The sequence below is a fragment of the Pseudomonas sp. S3_G06 genome, from assembly GCF_054667565.1.
Genome location: NZ_CP162738.1, coordinates 4,426,520 through 4,448,777, shown reverse-complemented (window position 1 = coordinate 4,448,777; position 22,258 = coordinate 4,426,520). Strand labels below are relative to the sequence as shown.

Below are 22,258 nucleotides of genomic sequence, written 5' to 3'. Positions count from 1 at the left end.
AAAGGCTCTCCGCGGTTCAAACGATGGTGAACAGCGGTTGGTCGTACTCAACCGGCTGGCCGTCTTCGACGAGGATGGATTCGATCACACCGCTGGTTTCAGCTTCGATGTGGTTCATCATCTTCATGGCTTCGACGATGCACAGGGTGTCGCCTTTCTTCACGGTCTGGCCGACTTCAACGAAGGCAGGCGAGGTTGGCGAAGATTTACGGTAGAAGGTGCCGACCATCGGCGAACGGGCAACGGTGCCGTTCAGCGCCGGTGCAGCAGCGGCAGCCGGAGCAGCGGCAGCGACTGGCGCGGCAGCAGGGGCAGCGGCCGGAGCCTGCATCGGGGCTGGCGCGTAGTACTGCTGCGCCGGGGTCTTGCTGTGGCGGCTGATGCGTACGGACTCTTCGCCTTCCTTGATCTCGAGCTCGTCGATGCCGGACTCTTCCAGCAATTCGATCAGTTTCTTAACTTTACGGATATCCATGAATCATCAACTCCCAAGGGTCGGTCAGGGGCGTATAGCTTGGTGTTCAAGCTGCTCTAGTGCGGCCTCCAGGGCCAGTCGGTAACCGCTGGCGCCAAGGCCGCAGATCACTCCTACCGCTACATCGGAGAAGTAGGAGTGATGGCGGAAAGGTTCGCGCTTGTGCACGTTGGACAAATGCACTTCGATGAATGGGATGCTCACTCCCAGCAGCGCGTCACGTAATGCAACACTTGTGTGCGTAAAAGCCGCCGGATTGATCAGAATGAAATCCACGCCTTCACCGCGCGCAGCGTGGATGCGATCGATCAATTCGTACTCGGCGTTGCTTTGCAGATGCAGCAGATGATGGCCGGCTTCGCGGGCGCGCCGCTCCAGATCCTGATTGATCTGCGCCAGGGTCGTCGACCCGTAGGTCCCCGGTTCCCGGGTGCCGAGCAGGTTCAGGTTGGGGCCATGCAGCACCAGTAGCGTCGCCATCTGCGTTGTCCTTGTTATCAATGAGCAGTCGTCAGAACCCGGCGACTATGCCGCAAAGCCTTTGTGACTGTCCAGTTCCATGCAATAGGCGGCACGATGGGCGATGTTTGCGCGAAATTTGTGACCGGGTGAGCTGATCCGGTCATTCGCGATGTTGGCAAGGGCCTCTTCGCGAGCAGGCTCGCTCCCACAGGGGCATGCATTCCAAAGTGGGAGCGAGCCTGCTGGCGAAGGCGGTGTGTCAGACGCGGAAGGCCTGAACGGCCGTATGCAATTGGCCGCCGAGAATCAACAGGTTCTCGCCCTGTTCGCGCCCTTGGCCGATGCGCAGCAGGTTATCCCCACCCAATTGATGAATGCGCTCGCTGTGATCGCGGATCTCGCTGACCGCGCCACTTTGCTGCGCAGTGACATCAGCGATGCGCACGGCGGTGTCGGCGATGGTCTGGATCGCGCCGACGATTTTGTCCAATGCACCGTCGGCCGCTTGCGCCTGACTGGCCGTGGCTTCGGCGTGTTCGACCTGCGCGCGCATGCCTTCGACCGATTGCCGCGCGGCGGTCTGCAGGCCGGCGATCAGCGTCTGGATTTCCGCCGTGGCCCCAGCGGTGCGTTGTGCCAGCGAGCGCACCTCCTCGGCTACGACTGCAAATCCACGACCCATCTCCCCGGCGCGGGCCGCCTCGATTGCGGCGTTCAGGGCGAGCAGATTGGTCTGATCCGCAATCGAACGAATCACCGTCAGCACGCCGCCAATGGTTGCCGACTCTTCGGCCAGATGTTCGATCATCTGCGCATTGCCTTGAACTTCACCGACCAGCGCATGCAGCCCGGTCAGGCTCTGGCCGATCACCGTCTGGCCATGCTCGACGGCCAGTCCGGCATGACGGCTGGCGTCCGCAGCCTGCCGGGCATCGCCGGCCACTTGCTGAATGGTCGCCTCGAGTTCACCCAGCGAGTCGCGAATCAGCGCGGTATCGCCGGCCTGATGCTCGGCGCCGCTGTGCAGGTCATTGCTCAGTTCCGCAAGGGTGCGGCTGCTGCCCGCGACTTGCTCGGCATTGCCGCGAATGGTGCCGACCAGATCCACCAGATAGGCGCGCAAGCGATTGAGCGACGCTTCGATGTCGTGCAATTCGCGATTGGTCTTGCCCAGTTGGATGTCGCGACTGAAATCGCCCTCGGCCCAAGTCGACAATGCCGGCGCGAGGTTGGTCAGGGTGCGGGCCAGGCGCCGCTGCAAGGTATCGATGAGCAGGGCGATCAGTAGAATCAGCCCGATCATCACGCCTTGCATCAGGCGTACTTCGCCCTGGATCTGCCCGTGTTGCGCGCGTACCACCGGTTCGAGGCCGGCAATGGCGTGTTGCACTCTGGTGATTTTTTCGTGGGTGGCGGCGCTGAGATCGGCGCGTTTCTGGATCTGTTCGCGGGTGCGCGCCAGTTCCGCCGGATAGCGGCCAAGCAAACTGTTCAGTTCACGTTTAAGGGCGACACCGGCATCTTCGGCGGCAGCTTTGTCGGTGTTTTCGATGCCCATCAACGCGGCAAAATCGTCGTTGCTCGATTCGTTGCTGGCGACCACACCGAGCAAGGGCAGGGCATCGATGGCTTCGGCCTGGGCGCGCATGTTGCTCACTTCGCGCTCGACATCGGCAGCCAGTTCACTGCGCCCGCTGCTAACCAGTTTGTCCCGCGCCAGCGAAAGTTTGCCCAGATGCTGCGATGCGGCGAGCAGTGGTGCAAGGTAGGCGGCGTTGCCATTGGCGTAGGTGTTGAGCTGATCGAGGCTGGCGCTGAGTTCGCGTTCGGCCTGCAACAGCAGCGCCTGCGGATCGCCCGCCAGTTTGCCGGCGGCGAGCAGGTCGGTTTTGCTGAATTCATCAAGGCTCGACAGGCTTGGCTGCACGCTGTCGGCCAGCGCCGGGGGCAGCTCACCCAGTTGCTTGTGCACGCTGTCTATGGCCTGGGCGGCGCTGCTCAGGCGCAGCGCGTCACCGCTGGCGAGGTAATCCTCAACGTTGCGCGCAACCTCGTTCTGAAATTGTTGCGACAGCCCGAGATAACGCTCCATCAACAGATAGGGGCGTTCGAGGGCTTTTTGCGACCACCACAGCGTGGCGCCAAGGGCCACGCAGACGGCGACCAGCAGCAAGGTGTTGAGATTGGTGAGCAACTTCAGGCGCATGACGGCTACCAACGGCAGGAATGGTAAGCGCCTGAATTTATTGCGGTTCTATTACAAGGTTATGACCGAATCAGTAGATTCCGATGAAAAAGTGGCACTTTGCTTTGACTGTCGCGCGGTCTGCACCCGATTGCGTCCGGCACCTTTGGCGCGGTACAGCGCCTCGTCGGCCTGGCTGGCCATCATCAGGCTGTCGGAGTCATCGCACATTTCCACCACGCCGGCGCTGAACGTGCACCACAGGTCCTGCGGCTGCGCCGGGTAATGAATCTCGGCGAAGCGCTGACGAATCTCGTCGAGGACTTTGTGCGCCGCATCGATATCGGTGTCGGGCATGACAATTGCGAACTCTTCGCCGCCGTAACGGCCGATGAAGTCGGTCTTGCGCAACCGCTGCTTGAGAAACAGCGCCAGGCTCTTGATCACACGGTCGCCCATGGGGTGGCCGTGGCTGTCGTTGACCCGTTTGAAGTGGTCGATATCGAGCATGGCAAAGCTCAGCGGCTTGTTCTCGCGGCGGGCGCGGAACGAGCAGTCTTCGAGCAATTGCAGGATGTGCGTGTGGTTGTACAGGCCGGTGAGGCTGTCGCGAACCATCCGCGCCTTGAGATTGCGCGCCCGCGCGGCGCGGTTGCGCACAGTGGTGATCAGGTGTCGCGGTTTGATCGGCTTGGTCAGGAAGTCATCGCCGCCCTCGCTCATGGCGTCGAGCTGCTTGTCCAGATCATCCTCGGCCGACAGGTAAATGATCGGCACGCTGACGTAGCGGTCGTTGTGACGGATGACTTTGGCCAGCTCGGTGCCGGTGCAGGCCGGCATGTACATGTCGAGGATGATCAGGTCCGGCTGGAAATCCGCCAGTTCGGCCATTGCCTGAATCGGTTCGATCAGGGTGCGGGTGACAATCCCGGCGCTGTTGAGCAGGCGCTCGGTGTGCAAGGCCTGGGCGCGCGAGTCGTCGATGATCAGCACTTTATAGGGCTCGTACTGGGCAACGCAGGTCAGCACTTCGATTTTTTCCAGCAGGCTCGAGGCTTCAAGGGTGCCGGTGAGGAATTCCTGGCCACCGGCGCGCACGGCGGCGAGGCGGGTCGGGGTGTCGGTTTCGTGCAGGCTGAAGAACAGCAGCGGCAGGGGTTCTTCGAGGCCGACCTGAGCTTCGGCGGCGAGTTTCAGGCCGATGCCGGGGCCACTGAAATCCACGTCCATGACGATAGCCGCGGGCAAGCGCTCGACCATCGACGAACGAAACGCTGCCACGCTGTCCAGTGCCTGCGCGCTGAGGCCAAAGAATTCGAGCTGCTTGGCCAGGCGTTCGGCGCGGTCGTGATCCTGCAACATTACGTAGATCGGCTTGCGCAGCGGCGGCAGGAAAGTCTGGTCGAGCTGATCACCATGGCGCAGGCCGGTACGCGACAGGCGCTGCATCAACCGATTCAGATCAGTGATCAGGCCGCTGCTGAGGCGCCCACGGTTGGCATCCACCGCTTGCAACGACTGGCTGATGTGGTGCGCCAACTGGGTGTGTTCCGGCTGTTCGAAACGCTCGGCAAAACGCAGCAGACGCAGATTCGCCTCGCTCAGTTCGGCAAGATCGACGGTGGACCACTCGCTACGTTGCAGGCGCTGCCATATCTCAAGAATCTGACGTGCCTGATGAATTACCCGCTGGGCAAAGTGGTGCTTGAGACGCTCACGGCTGGGGTCTTCTGGCTCGGTCATATCCTGACTACTAGTTAGGGTGCATGCTGAGATCGACTGGTGGCTCTATGCTAGCACCTCTTTTCCCTTAGACGAGTGTCGTACGTCAATAATCTGCTGGACGACACGATTCAGTTTCTGACCGGGTGGTTTTCTCATGCACTTGCAGGTCAGTCAGATGCCCGAAATCCGGACGCTTGACTTGAAGGGCAGGGCAGAACAGTCGGGAATTTGTACATCGCTGCTCGGGCCGAATCCAGATCAGAGTTCACTGCGTTGCTGGCGTTGCCGTATCAGGGAATCCCTTAGTGTGTCGCGAAGCGTCATCGGGCCGCACCATTTGCGGCTTATCGTTAGCGACGGGTGCCCGGCCTTGGCACGTTGTTGTATGGTTGTGGTCGAACCGTTGAACCCAAGTGATTGAAAGGATATCGCCATGCTGGACTGGAAAAACCGCGCGGGCAGCGCGCCTGAACGTGCCGCCGAGCCCAAGTCGGCCACCCGCAGCTATGTCGGCGGGCTGCTGTTCAGCCGGGCGCTGGCCACAGTGGTCGGTCTGTATTTGCTGGTCACCATCGCGCTGGGCTGGTACTGGAGCCAGGAACCGGAGCTGTTTCCGGTGGCGCAGAACGCCCAGGTGGCTGCCGAGAAAGAGGGCAAGCAAATGGTGGTCGGCTACACCACGGTCGAGACCCTGAAGACCGTTGCCGGCACCTTGCTCAACAAGCCGGGCGGTTACATTTCCAATGACCGTTTCCCGCCGGGTCTGTGGATGGACAACACGCCGAGCTGGGAATATGGCGTGCTGGTGCAGGTGCGTGACCTGACCCGCGCCCTGCGCAAGGATTTTGCCCGTTCGCAATCGCAGTCGGCCGAAGACGCCGATCTGGCCAAGGCCGAACCACGCTTCAACTTCGACAACAAGAGCTGGGTGCTGCCGTCCAGCGAGTCGGAATACCAGGAAGGCATCAACTCCCTGAGCCGTTATCAGTCGCGCTTGTCGGATCCGAATCAGAAAAACGCGCTGTTCTACGCCCGCGCCGACAACCTCAACAACTGGCTGGGCGATGTCGGTACCCGTCTCGGTTCGCTGTCGCAACGCCTGTCGGCCAGTGTCGGTCGGGTCAAGCTCAATACCGCGCTGAAGACCGAAGTTCCGGCAGTCGGCGAAGTGCCGCAGGTAGACGAAGAAGTCGTGGAAACCCCGTGGATGCAGATCGACAACGTGTTCTACGAAGCACGCGGTCAGGCCTGGGCGCTGTCGCATCTCCTGCGTGCCATCGAGGTCGACTTCGCCGATGTGCTGGCGAAGAAGAACGCCACCGTCAGCGTGCGCCAGATCATCCGTGAGCTGGAGGCTTCGCAAGAGCCGGTGTGGAGCCCGATGATCCTCAATGGCAGCGGTTTCGGCGTGTTGGCCAACCACTCGCTGGTCATGGCCAACTACATTTCCCGGGCCAACGCTGCGGTGATCGATTTGCGTCAACTGCTCAATCAGGGCTGATAAGTGAGCCAGAGCACAAGAGAGGCGGCCCATCGCGCCGCCTCGGACGCCGAACAGATCGCCTGGGTCGACGAGCAGGACAACTTGCTCGGCGCGCTGGTGCGCTCCGATTTGCGCGAGCGCGGGCTGATTGGCCGTGGCACCTACATCATGCTGTTCAATTCCGCCGGTGAGCTGTGCGTGCACCGGCGCACGTTGAGCAAGGCGATTTACCCCGGTTACTGGGATGTTGCCGCAGGCGGCATGGTTCAGGCCGACGAAAGTTATGCCGAGTCGGCGGCGCGCGAGCTTGCAGAAGAGCTGGGCGTCAGCGGCGTCGAACTCATCGCTCACGATCACTTCTACTTCGAAGACACCGGCAACCGCCTGTGGTGTTCGGCGTTTTCCGCCGTGTGGGACGGGCCGCTGAAATTGCAGCCGGAAGAAGTCCTCGAAGCGCGATTCATCCCCGTCGAACAGGTCATGCGCGAAATCAGCGAAAAGCCTTATTGCCCGGACTCTCTGGCCGCGCTGAAGCGCTATCTCAAGGCGCAGCAAAGCAACGTCGCAAAGAACACATGAATTGGCGCCGATTGGCACTTAGCAATCGCGATTTTTGCCGTTACACTGCGCGACCTTTTCAAACTGCACCGAATGCTTCCCAAAAAGCGCCGATGCAGTAGCGCTGCCCCTGCCTGAGTGGGGCTTCGCGGTCGCTGACCTTGCCCAAGGTTGCGATCAGTCTTTGTCCTCCCGAGAGGATTGCCGGTGGCCAAGAAAGCCGCATCCTTCGCCGCCCTGGGCGGCCTGGTATTTTCCACCGACGCAGGTCGTCATTGCCCGGAATGCAGCAAGCCGGTGGACGCCTGTATCTGCAAACAAACCGTGATCCCGGCCGGTGACGGCATTGCCCGCGTGCGTCGCGAAAGCAAAGGGCGTGGCGGCAAGACGGTGACCACCATCACCGGCGTGCCTCTGGCCGAAGACGCGCTCAAGGAGCTGGCGACGACGTTGAAGAAACGTTGTGGCACCGGCGGGGCGCTGAAGGACGGCATCATCGAAATCCAGGGCGATCACGTCGAGCTACTCTTGGCAGAGCTGATCAAGCACGGTTTCAAAGCGAAGAAATCCGGCGGCTAGCAGCCTCTGTGAAACCCTCCGGCGGCTTGATCCGGCTTCGAGTGTTCTCGGATCCGGCGTCGTCGCCATGGTTTTCACAGAGCCTGTTCATGACCGGTTTCTAAACTCCACGCAGTCAGTGCGGTCTACCGCCGCACTGACGAACCGTCATTTTCATTCTTTAGACTGCGCCGGCCTGAACGTCAGGCGACGCACTCTGACTTCTTTATAGGGGACTTCGATGTCCGTACGACGCACACGTAAAGACGATGGCAGCCAATGGACAGTTGCGGACAGCCGCAGCGTTTACGGGATTCGCCATTGGGGGGCCGGGTATTTCGCGATCAATGAAGCCGGTCGCGTCGAAGTACGTCCGAACGGCCCGAGCAGCTCGCCTATCGATCTGTTCGAGCAAGTCGACCAACTGCGCAAGAGCGGTTTGTCCTTGCCGCTGCTGGTGCGGTTCCCCGACATCCTGCAAGACCGTGTCCGTCAGTTGACCGGTGCTTTCGATTCGAACATCGAGCGCCTGGAATACCAGAGCAAATACACTGCGTTGTACCCGATCAAGGTCAACCAGCAGGAAGCGGTGATCGAGAACATCATCGCCACCCAGAACGTCTCCATCGGTCTGGAAGCCGGCTCCAAGCCTGAGCTGCTGGCGGTGCTGGCGCTGGCGCCGAAGGGCGGCACCATCGTCTGCAACGGTTACAAGGACCGCGAGTTCATCCGTCTGGCGCTGATGGGCCAGAAGCTCGGCCACAACGTGTTCATCGTTATCGAGAAAGAATCCGAAGTCGGCCTGGTGATCGAAGAAGCCGCCTCGCTGAAGGTCAAGCCGCAGGTGGGCCTGCGCGTGCGCCTGTCGTCGCTGGCCTCGTCGAAGTGGGCCGACACCGGTGGCGAGAAATCCAAATTCGGTCTGTCGGCGGCACAGCTGCTGTCGGTGGTTGAGCGTTTCCGTGGCGCCGGCCTCGATCAGGGCATCCGCCTGCTGCACTTCCACATGGGTTCGCAGATCGCCAACCTCGCTGACTACCAGCACGGCTTCAAGGAAGCGATCCGTTATTACGGCGAATTGCGCAACCTCGGTCTGCCGGTCGATCACATCGACGTCGGCGGCGGCCTCGGTGTCGACTACGACGGTACCCACTCGCGCAACGCCAGTTCGATCAACTACGACATGGACGATTACGCCGGCGTCGTGGTCGGCATGCTCAAGGAATTCTGCGACGCGCAGAGCCTGCCGCATCCGCACATCTTCTCCGAAAGCGGCCGCTCGCTGACGGCGCACCACGCAATGCTGGTGGTGCAGGTCACCGACGTCGAGAAACACAACGACGAAATCCCGCTGATCGAAAACAAGGAAAGCCTGCCGGAAACCGTGCAGTGGCTGGTCGATCTGCTCGGCCCGACCGACATCGAAATGGTCACCGAAACCTACTGGCGCGCCACCCACTACATGAGCGACGTGGCCGCGCAGTATGCCGATGGCAAGCTGACCCTGGCGGAAAAAGCCCTGGCCGAGCAGTGCTACTTCGCCGTGTGCCGGCGCTTGCACAACTCGCTGAAGGCGCGTCAGCGTTCGCACCGCCAGGTGCTCGACGAACTCAACGACAAGCTGGCCGACAAGTACATCTGCAACTTCTCGGTGTTCCAGAGCCTGCCGGACACCTGGGCGATCGATCAGGTGTTGCCGATCATCCCGCTGCATCGCCTCGACGAAGAGCCGCTGCGCCGCGCGGTGCTGCAGGATCTGACCTGCGACTCCGACGGCAAGATCAACCAGTACGTCGACGAGCAGAGCATCGAAACCAGCCTGCCGGTGCACGCGTTGAATGAAGGCGAAGATTACCTGCTGGGCGTGTTCCTGGTCGGCGCCTATCAGGAAATCCTCGGTGACATGCACAACCTGTTCGGTGACACCGACTCGGTGAACATCTACCAGAACGCCGATGGCAGCGTGTACCACGCCGGTATCGAGACCCACGACACCATCGAAGACATGCTGCGTTACGTGCACTTGTCGCCGGAAGAACTGATGACTCACTACCGCGACAAGTGCGCCAGTGCCCGCATCAGTGCCAGCGAGCGCACGCAGTTCCTCGATGCCTTGCGTCTGGGCCTGACCCGCTCCTCCTATCTGTCTTCCTGAGACCCGATAGCGCTCCGGCCGGGTTGTCTGATTTTTTTCCGCAAGCTGTGGAAAAGTCGGACAACCCGGTGGGACATCTCCTGATTTTTTCTCGAAAACCTGTGCTATCACGGTCAGCAAACTCATCTGGTCTGCTTTTCGCGTAGGTCATTTCCTAAGTTGTACTTCGCCTCTCTACTCGGCCATGCCTCTCGGCGAGAATCCCCGGCCGCCCCTCCTGTAGAGATCCGCCCATGTTCGATCCAGTCAACGAGCCGTCGTTTCGTCTCGATGTAGCGGGCCTGTCCGACCCCTTCGAAGTTCTCGCCTTTACCGGAAGGGAAGCGCTCAGCGAACCCTTCGCCTTCGAGATCGATGTGGTGATCGACGATCCGCATCTGGATCTAGCCGGCCTGCTGCACCGTTCTGCGTTTCTGTGTTTCGGCGCGCCCGACCAGGGTGTGCACGGGCAATTGCACAGCCTTGTCCAGCACGAGCACGGCCATGGCTTGCGTTTGTGCCGAGTACGTCTCGGGCCGAGGGTCGACTGCCTCGACCTGCGTTTGAGCCAGCGCATCTTCAGCGGCCGCTGCGTGCCGCAGATCATCGAACAGGTGCTGCGCGAACATGGCATCGTCGGCCAGCAGCGACGTTACGAGTTGCACAGCGACTACCCGGCCCGCACCTTCTGCACGCAATACCGCGAATCCGATCTGCAACTGCTCCAGCGCCTGTGCGCAGAGGCGCGCATTCACTATTACTTCGAGCATCACCGCGACAGGCACTGCCTGGTGTTCGGCGACGATCCGACGCGGATGCCCCAGGCAGACGTCGCGCACTATCAGGGCGAGCATGACCAGCAGGGCGTCGCTCCAGCCGTCCGCCAATGGCGACTGCGCGAAGACTCGCAGGCCAGCCAGCGAGGCCCCGATGCCGAAGGCCACAGCGATCTGCCGGCCTTGCGCAGTGGTCAGTGGTTGCCGCTGGACGGCCATCCTTTCCTCGAATGCAACCGGCCATGGCTGCTGACCCGCATCGAACACCGTGCCGATCAATCTCTCGAATCGCCCTATTGCAATCGCCTGTTCGCGGCCGCGCGGGTACCCGTCTGTGCGCCCGCCGCTGCGCAGTCCAAGCAGCGCATGCACAGCTTGCAGCGGGCCTGGGTAGTCAGCGTCGATGAGCCGCAGCCGGATCGCGCGCGGCCGGTGGCGGTGCAATTCGACTGGCTGTATCAGGGCGAAGGCGCAGCGCCGAGCCATTGCTGGCTGCCCCTCGCGCCTGACCTGAACGAGCTGCCCTCGGCGGCACTCGCCGATGGCGTGGAGGTGGTGGTGAGTTTTCTAGAGGGCGATCCCGATCAGCCGGTGGTCAGTGGCGTGCTCCAGCCCTCGGTGTTGCCAGAGGCTGCGGTCGAGGACGATGAACCGGTATCGCTCCCCGAACTGCTGGTGAGCGATGGGTTGCAGCAATCGTTGCAGTCTGGCGAGCCGTTGCTGTTGCTGTGCCTGATGCCGGGCGGTGGCAGCTTCAACCACTGCGCCGAGTCCGTGTGCAGTTGCCGGCTGCTCACCGCGCTCGATCAGAGCAGCGCACGATGAGCGGCGCGGCGCTTGAGCCCATGGCGCAATGGCTGTTGCTCGACACCCCGGACGCGGCACGCGCCCTGCTGACCTTGCGCCAAGGGTTTGCCGATGTGCAGCGGCACCGCTTGTTCGACGGCACCGAATTTCAGCCGGTCAGTGAGCACGGTCCGGTCCTCGTCGATTTGCGCGAGAGCCCGGCATTGACCGCCCTGTGCCTGCGCGACCCGGACACCTGGCGCGGTCTGTTACTGAGCTGCGAGATACCGGCGCAGCAGCTGCTCAGCCACTTGCAGCGCATGCTTACCGTCTCGTTCGGTTTGAATCATCGGGCCTTGCTCAGCTATTACAACCGTCAGACCGCCAGTTATTTCTTCGACGCCTGTGACGCCACGCAACTGAGTCGCTGGCTCGGGCCAATCCGCCAGTTGCGCTGGTTTGGCGGCACTTGGGCGGACCGCGCCATCGGCAGTCAGGGCTGGCAACAGCTGCGCAATCCCGGTCTGCTCGTCGAACCTTTGGGCATCGAAGAAAGCCTGACCCGGCGCCAGCGCGAGCGTCTGCAGACCTGTTTGCTGGAGCAGCACATCTGGCGCTGGTGCCAGTCTCTGAGGGTTGATTACCAGACGATCGCTGTGCATGTGCAACAAGGTCTGGCGCTGGGTTTCAGCGATCGTGCCGTGCTGGATGGCTGGCTGTGGCTGCGCCTGCTCAATCCGCGCGCCGTGCTGGTCGTGCCGCCGGCCGGACTGACCCAGCCGGAACGGCTCGACTTTCTGCGTCGGCAGTGGGGCGCGGCGGACTGACTTTTCTGGTCAGTGAGCCTTGCCGCTGAACCAGCCATCGCTGCGCTTGAGCCACAAGGCTTGCGCGCCAAGGGTCACGCTGCGCAAGACCATGAACAGCAGAAAAGATATCCACAGGCCGTGATTGCCCAAGGCCTGCAAAAACCAGGCGAACGGCAGCAACAGCAGCACCGTCAGCAGCATGCCGTTGCGCATTTCCCGCGCACGGGTGGCGCCGATGAACAAACCGTCGAGCAGGTAACTCCACACCGCAATCAGCGGCAGCACGGCGAGGTAGGGCAGATAGATGAACGCCGTGTCGCGCACGCTCTGAATGTCGGTCTGCATCTCGATGAACAGGTGCCCGGCGAGCAGAAACAGCACAGCGAACCCGAGGCTGGCGATCAGCGACCAGCCGCCGGCCACTACCAGCGATCGACGCAAGGCCAGGCGATCCCGGGCGCCGATGGCATGGCCGCACAAGGCTTCAACGGCATGCGCCAGTCCGTCCAGTGCATGGGCCGTCAGCAGCAGGCCGTTGAGCAGCAGCGCATTGGCCGCCACAGTCGCATCGCCGATCCGCGCGCCTTGCACGGTGATCAGGAAAAACACCGATTGCAGGGCGAGGCTGCGGATGAAAATGTCCCGGTTGACCGCCAGCAGCGGGCGCCAACTCTGCCAGACTTTCAGCGCCGACCAGATGATCTGCCCCGGATAGGCGCGCAACGCTGTGCGCGTCAGCCACAGGCCGAGCAGGGCGCCGCTCCATTCGGCGATTACCGAAGCGCGCGCCGAGCCGACCACGCCCCAGTGAAGGCCGATGACAAACCACAGATTTAGGACAATGTTGATCAGGTTGGTGCTCAGCAGAATCGCCAGCGGCGCCCGCGCGTTCTGCGTGCCGAGGAACCAGCCGACCAGCGCATACGTCGCCAGCGCTGCGGGCAAGCCAAACAGACGCGTGTGGAAAAACTCCCGGGTCAGCTGATCCAGTTCAGCCGACGGTTGCATGAAGTGCAGGGCAACGCCACTGAGCGGCACGCCAAGAGTGCCGAGCACGACGGCCAGCCCCATCGCCAGCAGCAGGCCCTGCAAGAGAATCTGCCGCAACGCCGCGCCATCGCTGCGCCCGGCAGCCTGCGCGGCAAACCCGGTGGTGCCCATGCGCAGAAAACCCATCGCCCAGGCCAGAAACGTGTACAGACTTGCACCGACCGCCACCGCACCCAGTTGATGGGCGTGCGGCAGGTGGCCGATGACAGTGCTGTCGACCAGCGCCACCAGCGGCACGGAAATATTGGAAAGAATCATCGGCGCAGCCAGCGCCCAGACCTTGCGGTGAGTCGGGCGATCGCGCCAGTCGGTAATCAGAGAGGACATGCAGGCTCCTTGGGGGAGCGGGGATTGTATCCATTCGCTGAAGATTTGCTGTACCCGTGGTCTTTGAATTCCACGATATACATATCTACCGCACGTGTGGCCCTTGCCCGGGTTTGAATCGCCTTGAAATTAACTACCACCCAATCTGCATAGGCGATATATGGACCATACCCAGAGCATCATCACCGAAGTTTCCAACGCTGTAGCCAGAACACTTCGCTCGACCGGTTACTTTGACAGCGCAGAGAACGCGCCGGTCAGCCAACCCTACAGAAAGCACATCATCTGGTTGAAAAAGCGTAGCGACGAGGCGAGTCTAATGTCGTGATCAAAGCTGAGATCGAGCGAGCGGTGGATTGCAACCAGGTTTTTTTGACGCCTGCCAAGCTGAAAAAAAATCCGTCGGGTTACTTCCGCCTGGATTACCCGTATTTCGACTCCACAAAAGTAGCTTGTCCGGTGACCCATGTGGAAACAATGGCATTGGTCCTGACGGATAACACACTGGACTATTCAAGTGCGCATCCGATCGTTATTCATGCTCACCGGGACATCGATATCTCGTATGTCGTCGAAGAAAAAACAACCTCGATTGAGTAAAAACCTGATTGATGTCCCACCTTCCCCTCTTCGCCGAGCTGAAAGAGGGGAAGGTGATCAGTGAATAATCCAGCTCAACAACCACAACCCCAGCAACAGCCAGATGATCCCGGCAATGATCGACGCATTCATGAACGCCCGAATCGCCGACCATAACAGCATCAAGCCAACGATCAGCGCGATGATGCTGATGATCGAGGTGTCCATCCCCAGCGTTTGCGCCAGGCCATCGACAAAGTTGCTGCCGGCATTGCTGAGCATGTTGAACAGGCCACTGAGGCCATCGACGATAAAGCGGATGACCGAACCGAGTGCCTGGCCGAGCCATTCGAAAAAGCTTTCTACACGCATGTGTGCATCCCTGATGAAAGAGCTGAGCCTTGGGCCACGCCGAGGGCGGCCGAGTTCCCTGCATGATAGAAGGTTTGCCCGGATCATGTGTGGGAGCGAGCTTGCTCGCGAAGGCGGCGTGTCAGGCAAATCCGGTCTGGATGATCCACCGCCTTCGCGAGCAGGCTCGCCCCCACAATTGATCATCTGCGCTGCTTGCCTTCAGCCCGCATCCCCCCGAAGCTATGCGTCTTCAGGAGAGCCCGATGAACCTTGTAGAACTGACCGAACGCCTGCACGCCATTCGTGACCGCAATGACTGGCGGCAATTTCACAGCCCGAAAAACCTCGCCATGGCCGCCAGCGTCGAAATGGCCGAGCTGGTGGAAATCTTCCAGTGGCTGACGGAAGACCAGTCACGCCAGTTACCGGCGGACAAACTCGCGCATGCCGGGCAGGAAGTCGGCGATATCGTTCTGTATCTGTTGCTGCTGTGCAGCGAACTGGGTCTGGACATGAATGAAGTGGTGCGCGCCAAGCTCGCCGACAGCGAACGGCGGTTCAGCTGATGAGCGACCGTCATTTCGACCAGTTGGCCACGCGCTTCGCCGAAAAAATCTACGGCGGCGCCAAAGGCGCGATTCGCCTCGCCGTGCTGCAGGCCGACCTGAGCGAGGCTTTGCCGGACCGTCCCCTGCGTGTGCTGGATATCGGCGGGGGCCTGGGGCATATGTCGCTGTGGCTGGCCGAGCGCGGTCATGACGTCACCTTCACCGAACCGGCCGAACCGATGCTCGAAGGCGCGCGCCAGCGTTTTGCCGAAGCCGGACACACCGCGACATTCATTCAGGCGCCGTGGCAGGAACTGCCCGGTCAGCTCACCGAGCCCTACGATCTGGTGATCTGCCACGCCGTGCTGGAATGGCTCGCCGAGCCCCACGCGATCCTGCCGGTGCTGCACCAGTTGACCAAGCCCGGCGGCTGGCTGTCGCTGGCCTTCTACAACCGTGACGCGCTGATTTATCGCAATCTGCTCAAGGGCCATTTCAAGAAAATGCGCAAGAACGTCATGGCCGGCGAGAAGCAGAGCCTGACCCCGCAGCAGCCTCTCGACCCACGGGAATTGGCAACGCAACTCGCCGGTATGTGGCAGGTCGAAAGTCAAAGCGGCGTACGGGTATTTCACGATTACATGCCGGTGGAATTCCAGGCCCGCGCCGAACTGGCGGACTTGCTGGAAATGGAACTCGCGCACCGTCGTCACCCAGGCTTCGCCGGGCTTGGGCGTTACTTGCACTGGATCTGCCGGCCGATCTGAGCGGAGCGCGACATGAAAGCTCGATGCGGGTTATTGCTGATAAGTCTGGGGTTGGCCGCTTGCCAGGGCAGCAACCCCTACGTGGCCCAGTCACGGCCGTTGCCGCCGGCACCGCCGCAAGCCGCCACCACCTTCGACCGCAGCGCCTACCCGGCGCCGCCGCGGGATTACGGGCGCTACCGCAATTGGGCCTGGCGCGACGGGCAGTTGCCGCCGGGCACGGCGTGGGCTGACTCGGCGCAAGTGGCCGAGGCGGTCAGCAACGCCCTCGACCAACGCGGCTTGCGGCCGATGCGCGACAACCGCCCGGCCGACCTGCTGGTCAGCGCCGACCTGCGTCTGGAAACCCGTTTGCGTCAGGTTCGCGACGACTACGGCTACTACGGCGGATACGGCGGCTATGATCGTTATGGTCGCGGTTACGGCATGTACAACAGCGTGCCGGTCATGCGCACTTATCAGGAGCAGGTCGTGGTGGTGCGGGTGGATCTGTTCGATGCCGGCACCGGTCAGCCGGTGTGGAGCGCCAGCGCCGAGACCGGCACCCAGGGCAATCAGATCGAACGCGCCGACGCGATTCGCGAGGCTGTGGAAAAAGCCATGGCGGCGTATCCTCCCAGCTGACGTCGTGTCAGCAGGTTCATGCCTTCACCCGGAGAAAAATCATGTTCCGCCGTCTCGCTCTACTCGCTGTTGCCGCGCTGCTCAGTGCCTGCGCCGCCAATCAGGTCAATCACGATTTCGACGCCAGCCGCGACTTTGCCGCTTATCGCAGCTGGAGCTGGAAAGACCCGGCCCTGCAATATCGCCCCGATGATCCGCGCATCAAAAGCGACCTCACCGAACAGCGCATCCGCCAGGCGGTGTCCGATCAACTCGATCAGCGCGGTTTGCGCCCGGCTGCCGGCGGCGGCAAAGGTGATCTGAGCGTGCAGACCTATCTGATCGTCGAGGACCGGCAGCAGCAGGTGACAACCAATTACGGCGGCGGTTGGGGCGGCCCGTGGAACGGCTACTGGGGCGCGCCGATGTACAACGAAACGCGCAACATCACCTACAAGGTCGCGACCATTCAGATCGACCTGCTCGACGGCAAGGACGGCAAACTGGTCTGGCGTGGCAGCGATGAGCAAATGCTCAGCAACCGCCCGAATCCGGCTGACCGCAGCAATGCCATTCGCGAGACCGTCGCAAGGATTCTGGCCAACTATCCACCGCGTTGAACCGCTCTGAACCGTCCCTGTGGGAGCGAGCCTGCTCGCGAAGGCGGTGTGTCATGCAGCATTGAATCCTCTGGCACGACGCTTTCGCGAGCAGGCTCGCTCCCACAGTGGCGGTGCTGACAGGAATGGCGCGACGCCAGCACTCTCGACCGACCGCGTCTACACTCTTTTTCATTAACGGAGGTAGCGCTCGGCACTGCGCCGGCAAAGGAGTGCGCCATGTCGCCAGGATCGCAAGGCAACGGCCCGGCCCGGCAACGCGGGGCGATCGGCTTGATGGCGGCCGCCACCCTGAGTATGGCGCTGGTGATGATGTTGCTGGTGGTCGACAGCGGTCGCTTGTACATGGAACAGCGCAAATTGCAGCGGGTCGTCGATACCGCCGCCCTCGAAGCGGTCAGTCGCGGCGGCAATTGCCTGCCCGGGCTGACCGCCGCCAGTTATGCCGGGCAAAGTGCGCTGCGCAATGGTTACGTGGTCGATGCCGCCAATACGCTCGTCACCACTTGCGGCACACTGGCCACCGCTGCCAGCGGTTTGCGCAGTTTCACTGTCGATGCCACGCAATCAAGCGCAGTCAAGGTCGCTGCCAGTCGTACGGTCACCAGCAGTTTTGCTGGCGGTGTGCAGGCGCTGTTCAGCGCCACGCCGGTCAGCCTCAATACCACGCTCAATGCTTCGGCAGTTGCCGCGAAACCGCAGCCGACCGTCGCCCAACTGAATATTCGCAGCACCCTCGCCAGCATCGACACGGCGCAGTCGAACATCCTCAATCCGCTGTTTTCCGGGTTGCTCGGCGGCAACGTCAACCTCACGGCGGTGGGCTGGGACGGTCTGCTGCACACCGATATCAACCTGCTCAAATACCTCGATCAACTGGCCATCGACCTCAACGTCGGCGCCGGCAACTACACGCAATTAGTCAATACCCAAGCGACGGTGACGCAGTTGATTCAGGCCGCAGCGACGGTGGTGCAGCTCAACGGTGCGACCGCGCAAGTGGTCACCGCGCTGGGCCAGTTGCAGGTCGCCGCCATCAATGCGGCGCCGGTCAGACTCGGCGAGATCCTGCAACTGCAGACCGGCACTACGGCGGCGGGGCTGGATGCCAATCTGCAATTGCTGCAACTGGTGCAAGGCGTGGTGCAACTGGCCAACAGCAAGAGCGCGGTGGCGGCGACCTTGCCGGTCAACGTGCTGGGGCTGGCCGGTGTCACGGTGCGGGTGAAGGTGATCGAACCGCCGCAGTTCTCGGCGATTGGCGACCCGGCGCGGGCCAAGGCCGATCCGTTGGGACCGGACCGGATTTATGTGCGCACTGCGCAGGTGCGCACGCTGCTGTCGGTGAATCTGCCGGTGCTCACGGGGGTGACGGGGCTGACCAATGCGGTGCTGGGCCTGGTCGGTACGCTGACGCCGACGCTCAATGCGCTGTTGAGCCTGAATCTGGTGGACACAATCAATTCAGTGTTCTGCCTGTTGGGTGCCGGTTGCCAACAGCTCGATCCGAAGCTGCTGCCCTCACCGCAGATCGACATCGCGCTGGATGCCGGCGGGGCGAAAAGCTATGTCACCGATTACCGCTGCCCGACCGACGACAGCGGCAGCAAAAGCCTGACTGCCGCCACCACGACCTCTCTGGCAGATCTCAAACTCGGCAAGATCGATCCTGTCGCGGCGTTCTCTTCAGTCGCCGAACCAACGGTGGCGCCGCTGCCGCTGGTCGATCTCGGCATCATCACCTGCCACAGGATTCTCGGCATCGGCAGTTGCGATGCCGCCTCCCACGTGCAATACGGCGCGGGCGGCATCGCCATCAAACTCGACACCAGCGTCGCGCAGACCACGCAGAATCTGCTGTTCTCAAGCACCACACCCTTCGCCACCCCGGCCAATCTGAAACTGCCGCCCAGCGTGCTACCGGCCGCGCCGACCAGCAACATCGTCGGCAGCCTGGCGAATACCCTGTCGGGCATCAACCTGATCGTCTACAAACCCGTGGGCAGCAACCCGCTGGGCGCTGTCGTCACCGGTGTGGCTTCGTTGATCAGCGACGTCAGCAACCGTTTGTTGCCAGTGGTCACCGGTTTGATCAGTCCCTTGCTCGACCCGTTGTTGAACAATTTGCTCAAAGGCCTGGGCATCAATCTGATGAACACCGAGGTGGGCGCCAACATGACCTGCGGGCAGACCGGCAAGGCCTATCTGGTGATCTGATCATCCGTGGCAATCGGCAATTCGATGCAGAACCGTGCGCCCTCCGTGGAGTTGCGCACGCTCAATTGCCCGCCCATGTTGGCGATGATGCCGTAGCTCACCGACAGGCCCAGACCGGTGCCGACGCCAATCGGCTTGGTGGTGAAGAACGGCTCGAAGATCCGCTCCAGCAATCGCGGATCGATACCGCCGCCATTGTCCTCGACCCACAGCCGCACGCTTTCCTCGTCACGCTCGGCGTAGATTGAAATCCACGGTTTGAATGCCGGGTCGTGCTCGCGCTTGCCGAGCAGGGCGTCACGGGCGTTGACCATCAGGTTGATCAGCACCTGCTCCAACTGATCGACGTAGCCGCGCACCTGCGCCTCGAAACCGGTCTCACTGATGCGCAGATCGACACCTTTGCCGCGCATGCCTTCGGCCAGTAGCGACAGGGTGCCTTCGATGGCTTGGGCCGGATTGAACAACTGTTGTTCGATTTCCGAGCGCCGGCCGAACACGCGCATGTGGTCGACCACCTTCGCCGCGCGTTGAACCTGAGCGTCGATGCGGTTGAGTTTGTCGGTCAGATAATCGACCTGCACCTCACCGTTGCCGAGGCGCTTGAGCACGTTGACGATGGCCATGCGCATCACGTTCAGCGGTTGATTGATCTCGTGGGCAAGGCCGGTGGCCATTTCGCCGAGGGTGGCCATTTTCGCGCTTTGCGTGAGTTGCTGTTGCGAGCGGCGCACCTCGGTGTTGTCGCGGCCCACCGCTTGCACTTCGATCAACTGTCCCTGCTCATCGAACACGCCGCGATCCGACCAGACCCACCAGGCGTGTTCGCGTCCGGGCAATTGCAGGCTGATTTCCGCTGTACTCACTGGCTGTTGCGGGGTCAGTTGGCTCAGGCGCTGCACAAAAGCGCCGCGCTGTTCTTCGGACATCCAGCCACCCAGATCAACCCCGGGCAGTTGTTCCGGGGTGCATTCCAGATAAGTCGCCAACGGTCGGTTGCCAAAGATCAGCGTCAGGTCAGGGCGATAACGGCAGATCATCGCCGGCGAGTCCTCGACCAGAATCCGGTAGCGCTCTTCGCTTTGCCGCACCTGCTCGGCGGCAAGCGTCGCGTCGGTGACGTCCAGCCACAGGCCCACCGCCTCGACCGGCAGGCCGAGATCGTTGCGCAGCAGTTTTGCCTCATCGAGCAGCCAGTGATAGTCGCCACGGCTGTCGCGCAGGCGATAACGCGCACGCACCGAACCTTCGCGCAGCAACTGGCGGTTGCGCTGGAAATACAGTTCACGGTCGTCGGGATGCACGCGCTCGACCAGTGTTGCTGCATCGCAATCTTCCAGCGTCCAGCCCAGCAAGGGTTGCAGGCTGGCGCTGAAAAACGCCGGGATCAGCGCACCTTCTGCATAGCGCTGCACGTAGATCACCGCCGGTGAACTGGCAATCAGATTATCCAGCCGCGCATGGGCGGCAGCGGCGCGCTGTTGTTGATTCTGGATGTCGCTGATGTCGAGCATGAACCCGACCAGACGCCGATGCTCACCGGTGCCGCTGACCTGGCCCTGAATCCGATACCACGTCGCTGCTGCGCCGACCTCCGCGCGGTGCAGACGCACGCTCAGGGTCAGCGCTTCTCCTTGCAGTTGCAGGGCGCGCAGGCGGCTGCGCAACTCGGCGCGATCGGCGGGATGAAACAGCGACAGCCAGTCTTCTACCGGCAGCAGGCGATCGCTGAGATTCAGTGCCGAGGCCAGCGTCGGCGCCAGCGTAATCTGCTCTTCGGCACTGATTTCCCACCAGCCAGTGCCGAGAAGGTTTTGCAGGGAATCAAGGCGCTCCATCGATTGCACATGGCGCTGCTCGCGCAAGCGGCTGAGCAGCGGTCCGGCCAGCGCGCCGGCCAACGTCAGCCAGTCACGATCGGTCAGCCATGGCGCCACGTTGTCGACCGTATAAAACCCGCAAAGCAGCCAGGCGACCACGCCTTGATCATTGCTGTAGGGCACAGCGAACCCGTTGGCGTTGCCGAACGTGGCCTGCAATCGCGAATGTTCATAGCGGCCCTGCGGGCCGGCGAGGCGTTGCGGCGCGCTGCCGTTGAGGCTGTCCAGCGGCGTGCCCAATGGCTGGCCGTCCTCCCACAATTGTGGAGCGTCATGGCCGCGAAACTGTTGATGAATCTGCCAGCCCTGGGCCTGTTCATCCAGTAACGCCACGGCGAGGCAGGGGATGTGCCAGCGCTGGGCGATGGCCTGCAATTGTTCGCCAAGCACCGTCGGCAGACGCGTCAGGCTGCACGTGCGCAGACGATCGCTGACCTGCGCGGCGAGGGTCTGGCAGGCGTCGCGGTCGCGCGCTTGCTGACGTTCGAGCAACAGGTCAGCGATGTCGAGCATCTGCAGTTGCCAGCCATCGTTTAGTGGCTGCACCCAGCCGCGCAGGTGCAGCGGCTGATCATTCAAGCCAGTGAAATCCAGATCGAGTAATTGCCCGTGCCAGTCCCTCGGCTGACCTTCGATGGTCAGCAGACTGTGCGGCAGCAGATAGGCGCTGAGCGGCAGCGGCTGACCCTGGGGTTTGTGCTGGGCGAGCAAATGCCGCAGCGGGCCGGCGATCTGCAATACATCGCCGTTGCCATCCAGATAAAAATGCAGGCCGATCGGCGGCGCGCCGAGGTGGTCCGGCAAGTCGTGGGCTGCGACGGGGGCGCGCTTGAGCAAGCGCCCGAAAAGCTTATCGCCGGCGGTCAAAATTGCAGGCTCGAGCGGGCGGTCAGGTGCGTCGGCAGATTGGGCACCGTGCCGATCCCGGGCAGCACCAGAAACGGCATGATCTGATTGAGCTTGCTCACCGGGTAATTGACGCTGACGGTCAGGGTGCCAGTCCCCGCGTCGTAGGCCGCACTGGTGTCGGTGCCGACCACCAGATTCAAGGCCGAGGGCAGCCATTGCAGTTGTTGGGTCAGCGCGGCATTGGCGGTGTTGACCACCACCGTCGAATAGTTCGGCGTGGTCGGGTCCACCGCAACGCTGCGGCGCACCGCCTCGGCGGTGGCCTGGTTGAACGATTGCATCATCACGAAGGGCAGGCCGTAGCTGACCAACCCGTAAAACACTGCGAAAAAGATGATGAACACCAAGGCGAATTCGATCGCCACCGCACCTTTTTGCGACCTGCGAAAGCCGTTTTTCATGCGTGCGTCTACCCTGACAGTCACTGCGTAGTATCAGCATAGAATCAATCAG

20 protein-coding genes are annotated in these 22,258 nt (G+C 61.9%); 12 read left to right on the top strand and 8 right to left on the bottom strand.

Annotated features, from left to right (window positions below):
- Nucleotides 1–16 precede the first annotated feature (16 nt).
- The 4 genes from accB to gcbA form a co-directional block, all read right to left on the bottom strand.
- A complete protein-coding gene (gene accB / locus AB4N47_RS19980) occupies nt 17–475 on the bottom strand; it encodes an acetyl-CoA carboxylase biotin carboxyl carrier protein (RefSeq protein WP_016771862.1) in 459 nt (152 codons plus the stop codon).
- Nucleotides 476–499: 24 nt separating this feature from the next.
- Nucleotides 500–955, bottom strand: coding sequence for a type II 3-dehydroquinate dehydratase (gene aroQ, locus AB4N47_RS19975; RefSeq protein ID WP_016771861.1), 456 nt, complete (start codon nt 953–955; stop codon nt 500–502).
- 241 nt (nt 956–1,196) lie between these two features.
- Complete coding sequence (locus AB4N47_RS19970) at nt 1,197–2,240, bottom strand: methyl-accepting chemotaxis protein (protein WP_374190761.1); 1,044 nt, start codon at nt 2,238–2,240, stop codon at nt 1,197–1,199.
- 954 nt (nt 2,241–3,194) lie between these two features.
- Nucleotides 3,195–4,865, bottom strand: a complete 1,671-nt coding sequence (gcbA, locus tag AB4N47_RS19965; RefSeq protein ID WP_016771860.1) for a diguanylate cyclase GcbA — start codon at nt 4,863–4,865, stop codon at nt 3,195–3,197.
- Nucleotides 4,866–5,280: 415 nt separating this feature from the next.
- On the opposite strand from gcbA, the gene AB4N47_RS19960 reads away from it, so the two are divergent.
- The 6 genes from AB4N47_RS19960 (at nt 5,281) to AB4N47_RS19935 (ending at nt 11,969) form a co-directional block, all read left to right on the top strand.
- Nucleotides 5,281–6,348: a DUF2333 family protein gene (locus AB4N47_RS19960; protein ID WP_016771859.1), complete on the top strand. Its 1,068-nt coding sequence runs from the start codon at nt 5,281–5,283 to the stop codon at nt 6,346–6,348.
- Nucleotides 6,349–6,351: 3 nt separating this feature from the next.
- Nucleotides 6,352–6,909 carry an NUDIX hydrolase gene (locus AB4N47_RS19955; protein WP_122508639.1) on the top strand — a complete coding sequence of 186 codons (558 nt, stop codon included), beginning with the start codon at nt 6,352–6,354 and terminating at the stop codon, nt 6,907–6,909.
- A gap of 186 nt (nt 6,910–7,095) precedes the next feature.
- Nucleotides 7,096–7,467 (top strand): translation initiation factor Sui1, encoded by a 372-nt coding sequence (locus tag AB4N47_RS19950; RefSeq protein WP_007914613.1) that lies wholly within the window; start codon nt 7,096–7,098, stop codon nt 7,465–7,467.
- Nucleotides 7,468–7,687: 220 nt separating this feature from the next.
- Complete coding sequence (speA, locus tag AB4N47_RS19945; RefSeq protein ID WP_016771856.1) at nt 7,688–9,601, top strand: arginine decarboxylase; 1,914 nt, start codon at nt 7,688–7,690, stop codon at nt 9,599–9,601.
- Between the two features lie 233 nt (nt 9,602–9,834).
- Nucleotides 9,835–11,181, top strand: coding sequence for a type VI secretion system Vgr family protein (locus tag AB4N47_RS19940; RefSeq protein ID WP_341638524.1), 1,347 nt, complete (start codon nt 9,835–9,837; stop codon nt 11,179–11,181).
- Nucleotides 11,178–11,969, top strand: a complete 792-nt coding sequence (locus AB4N47_RS19935; RefSeq protein ID WP_016771855.1) for a DUF4123 domain-containing protein — start codon at nt 11,178–11,180, stop codon at nt 11,967–11,969. The genes AB4N47_RS19940 and AB4N47_RS19935 overlap by 4 nt, the downstream gene beginning before the upstream one ends.
- 9 nt (nt 11,970–11,978) lie before the next feature.
- Here AB4N47_RS19935 and AB4N47_RS19930 read toward each other — a convergent pair whose 3' ends face one another.
- Nucleotides 11,979–13,328, bottom strand: a complete 1,350-nt coding sequence (locus AB4N47_RS19930; protein ID WP_341638525.1) for an MATE family efflux transporter — start codon at nt 13,326–13,328, stop codon at nt 11,979–11,981.
- Nucleotides 13,329–13,652: 324 nt separating this feature from the next.
- Here AB4N47_RS19930 and AB4N47_RS19925 point away from each other — a divergent pair, with 324 nt between their 5' ends.
- The gene (locus AB4N47_RS19925) at nt 13,653–13,928 is read left to right on the top strand and encodes a hypothetical protein (protein ID WP_460154320.1); all 276 of its coding nucleotides are present in this window, start codon (nt 13,653–13,655) and stop codon (nt 13,926–13,928) included.
- A 57-nt stretch (nt 13,929–13,985) separates the two neighbouring features.
- On the opposite strand, the gene AB4N47_RS19920 is transcribed toward AB4N47_RS19925, so the two are convergent.
- The gene (locus AB4N47_RS19920) at nt 13,986–14,279 is read right to left on the bottom strand and encodes a hypothetical protein (RefSeq protein WP_016771853.1); all 294 of its coding nucleotides are present in this window, start codon (nt 14,277–14,279) and stop codon (nt 13,986–13,988) included.
- Between the two features lie 245 nt (nt 14,280–14,524).
- Between AB4N47_RS19920 and AB4N47_RS19915 the strand changes: the two genes are divergently transcribed.
- The 5 genes from AB4N47_RS19915 to AB4N47_RS19895 all read left to right on the top strand — a co-directional run bounded on the left by AB4N47_RS19915 (nt 14,525) and on the right by AB4N47_RS19895 (nt 19,016).
- Nucleotides 14,525–14,827, top strand: a complete 303-nt coding sequence (locus AB4N47_RS19915; protein WP_016771852.1) for a MazG-like family protein — start codon at nt 14,525–14,527, stop codon at nt 14,825–14,827.
- On the top strand, nt 14,827–15,576 hold the full coding sequence (locus tag AB4N47_RS19910; protein WP_073471798.1) for a methyltransferase: 750 nt from the start codon (nt 14,827–14,829) through the stop codon (nt 15,574–15,576). Before AB4N47_RS19915 ends, AB4N47_RS19910 begins: the two co-directional genes overlap by 1 nt.
- Before the next feature lie 12 nt (nt 15,577–15,588).
- Nucleotides 15,589–16,200, top strand: coding sequence for a DUF4136 domain-containing protein (locus AB4N47_RS19905; protein WP_341638527.1), 612 nt, complete (start codon nt 15,589–15,591; stop codon nt 16,198–16,200).
- Nucleotides 16,201–16,241: 41 nt separating this feature from the next.
- Nucleotides 16,242–16,799 carry a DUF4136 domain-containing protein gene (locus AB4N47_RS19900; RefSeq protein ID WP_041480657.1) on the top strand — a complete coding sequence of 186 codons (558 nt, stop codon included), beginning with the start codon at nt 16,242–16,244 and terminating at the stop codon, nt 16,797–16,799.
- Between the two features lie 219 nt (nt 16,800–17,018).
- Nucleotides 17,019–19,016 carry a pilus assembly protein TadG-related protein gene (locus AB4N47_RS19895; protein WP_460154319.1) on the top strand — a complete coding sequence of 666 codons (1,998 nt, stop codon included), beginning with the start codon at nt 17,019–17,021 and terminating at the stop codon, nt 19,014–19,016.
- Here AB4N47_RS19895 and AB4N47_RS19890 read toward each other — a convergent pair.
- Both AB4N47_RS19890 and AB4N47_RS19885 read right to left on the bottom strand, forming a co-directional pair.
- Nucleotides 19,001–21,763 (bottom strand): PAS domain-containing sensor histidine kinase, encoded by a 2,763-nt coding sequence (locus tag AB4N47_RS19890; RefSeq protein WP_341638529.1) that lies wholly within the window; start codon nt 21,761–21,763, stop codon nt 19,001–19,003. The two genes, AB4N47_RS19895 and AB4N47_RS19890, sit on opposite strands and share 16 nt — an antisense overlap.
- Nucleotides 21,760–22,206, bottom strand: coding sequence for a TadE/TadG family type IV pilus assembly protein (locus AB4N47_RS19885; RefSeq protein ID WP_024011435.1), 447 nt, complete (start codon nt 22,204–22,206; stop codon nt 21,760–21,762). The genes AB4N47_RS19890 and AB4N47_RS19885 overlap by 4 nt, the downstream gene beginning before the upstream one ends.
- Nucleotides 22,207–22,258 lie beyond the last annotated feature (52 nt).

What these genes read in the sequence shown, in the direction of transcription:
- accB (WP_016771862.1), bottom strand. Translation starts at nt 475, where the DNA reads ATGGATATCCGTAAAGTTAAGAAACTGATCGAATTGCTGGAAGAGTCC.
- aroQ (WP_016771861.1), bottom strand. Translation starts at nt 955, where the DNA reads ATGGCGACGCTACTGGTGCTGCATGGCCCCAACCTGAACCTGCTCGGC.
- AB4N47_RS19970 (WP_374190761.1), bottom strand. Translation starts at nt 2,240, where the DNA reads ATGATCGGGCTGATTCTACTGATCGCCCTGCTCATCGATACCTTGCAG.
- gcbA (WP_016771860.1), bottom strand. Translation starts at nt 4,865, where the DNA reads ATGACCGAGCCAGAAGACCCCAGCCGTGAGCGTCTCAAGCACCACTTT.
- AB4N47_RS19960 (WP_016771859.1), top strand. Translation starts at nt 5,281, where the DNA reads ATGCTGGACTGGAAAAACCGCGCGGGCAGCGCGCCTGAACGTGCCGCC.
- speA (WP_016771856.1), top strand. Translation starts at nt 7,688, where the DNA reads ATGTCCGTACGACGCACACGTAAAGACGATGGCAGCCAATGGACAGTT.
- AB4N47_RS19940 (WP_341638524.1), top strand. Translation starts at nt 9,835, where the DNA reads ATGTTCGATCCAGTCAACGAGCCGTCGTTTCGTCTCGATGTAGCGGGC.
- AB4N47_RS19935 (WP_016771855.1), top strand. Translation starts at nt 11,178, where the DNA reads ATGAGCGGCGCGGCGCTTGAGCCCATGGCGCAATGGCTGTTGCTCGAC.
- AB4N47_RS19930 (WP_341638525.1), bottom strand. Translation starts at nt 13,328, where the DNA reads ATGTCCTCTCTGATTACCGACTGGCGCGATCGCCCGACTCACCGCAAG.
- AB4N47_RS19920 (WP_016771853.1), bottom strand. Translation starts at nt 14,279, where the DNA reads ATGCGTGTAGAAAGCTTTTTCGAATGGCTCGGCCAGGCACTCGGTTCG.
- AB4N47_RS19915 (WP_016771852.1), top strand. Translation starts at nt 14,525, where the DNA reads ATGAACCTTGTAGAACTGACCGAACGCCTGCACGCCATTCGTGACCGC.
- AB4N47_RS19910 (WP_073471798.1), top strand. Translation starts at nt 14,827, where the DNA reads ATGAGCGACCGTCATTTCGACCAGTTGGCCACGCGCTTCGCCGAAAAA.
- AB4N47_RS19905 (WP_341638527.1), top strand. Translation starts at nt 15,589, where the DNA reads ATGAAAGCTCGATGCGGGTTATTGCTGATAAGTCTGGGGTTGGCCGCT.
- AB4N47_RS19900 (WP_041480657.1), top strand. Translation starts at nt 16,242, where the DNA reads ATGTTCCGCCGTCTCGCTCTACTCGCTGTTGCCGCGCTGCTCAGTGCC.
- AB4N47_RS19895 (WP_460154319.1), top strand. Translation starts at nt 17,019, where the DNA reads ATGTCGCCAGGATCGCAAGGCAACGGCCCGGCCCGGCAACGCGGGGCG.
- AB4N47_RS19885 (WP_024011435.1), bottom strand. Translation starts at nt 22,206, where the DNA reads ATGAAAAACGGCTTTCGCAGGTCGCAAAAAGGTGCGGTGGCGATCGAA.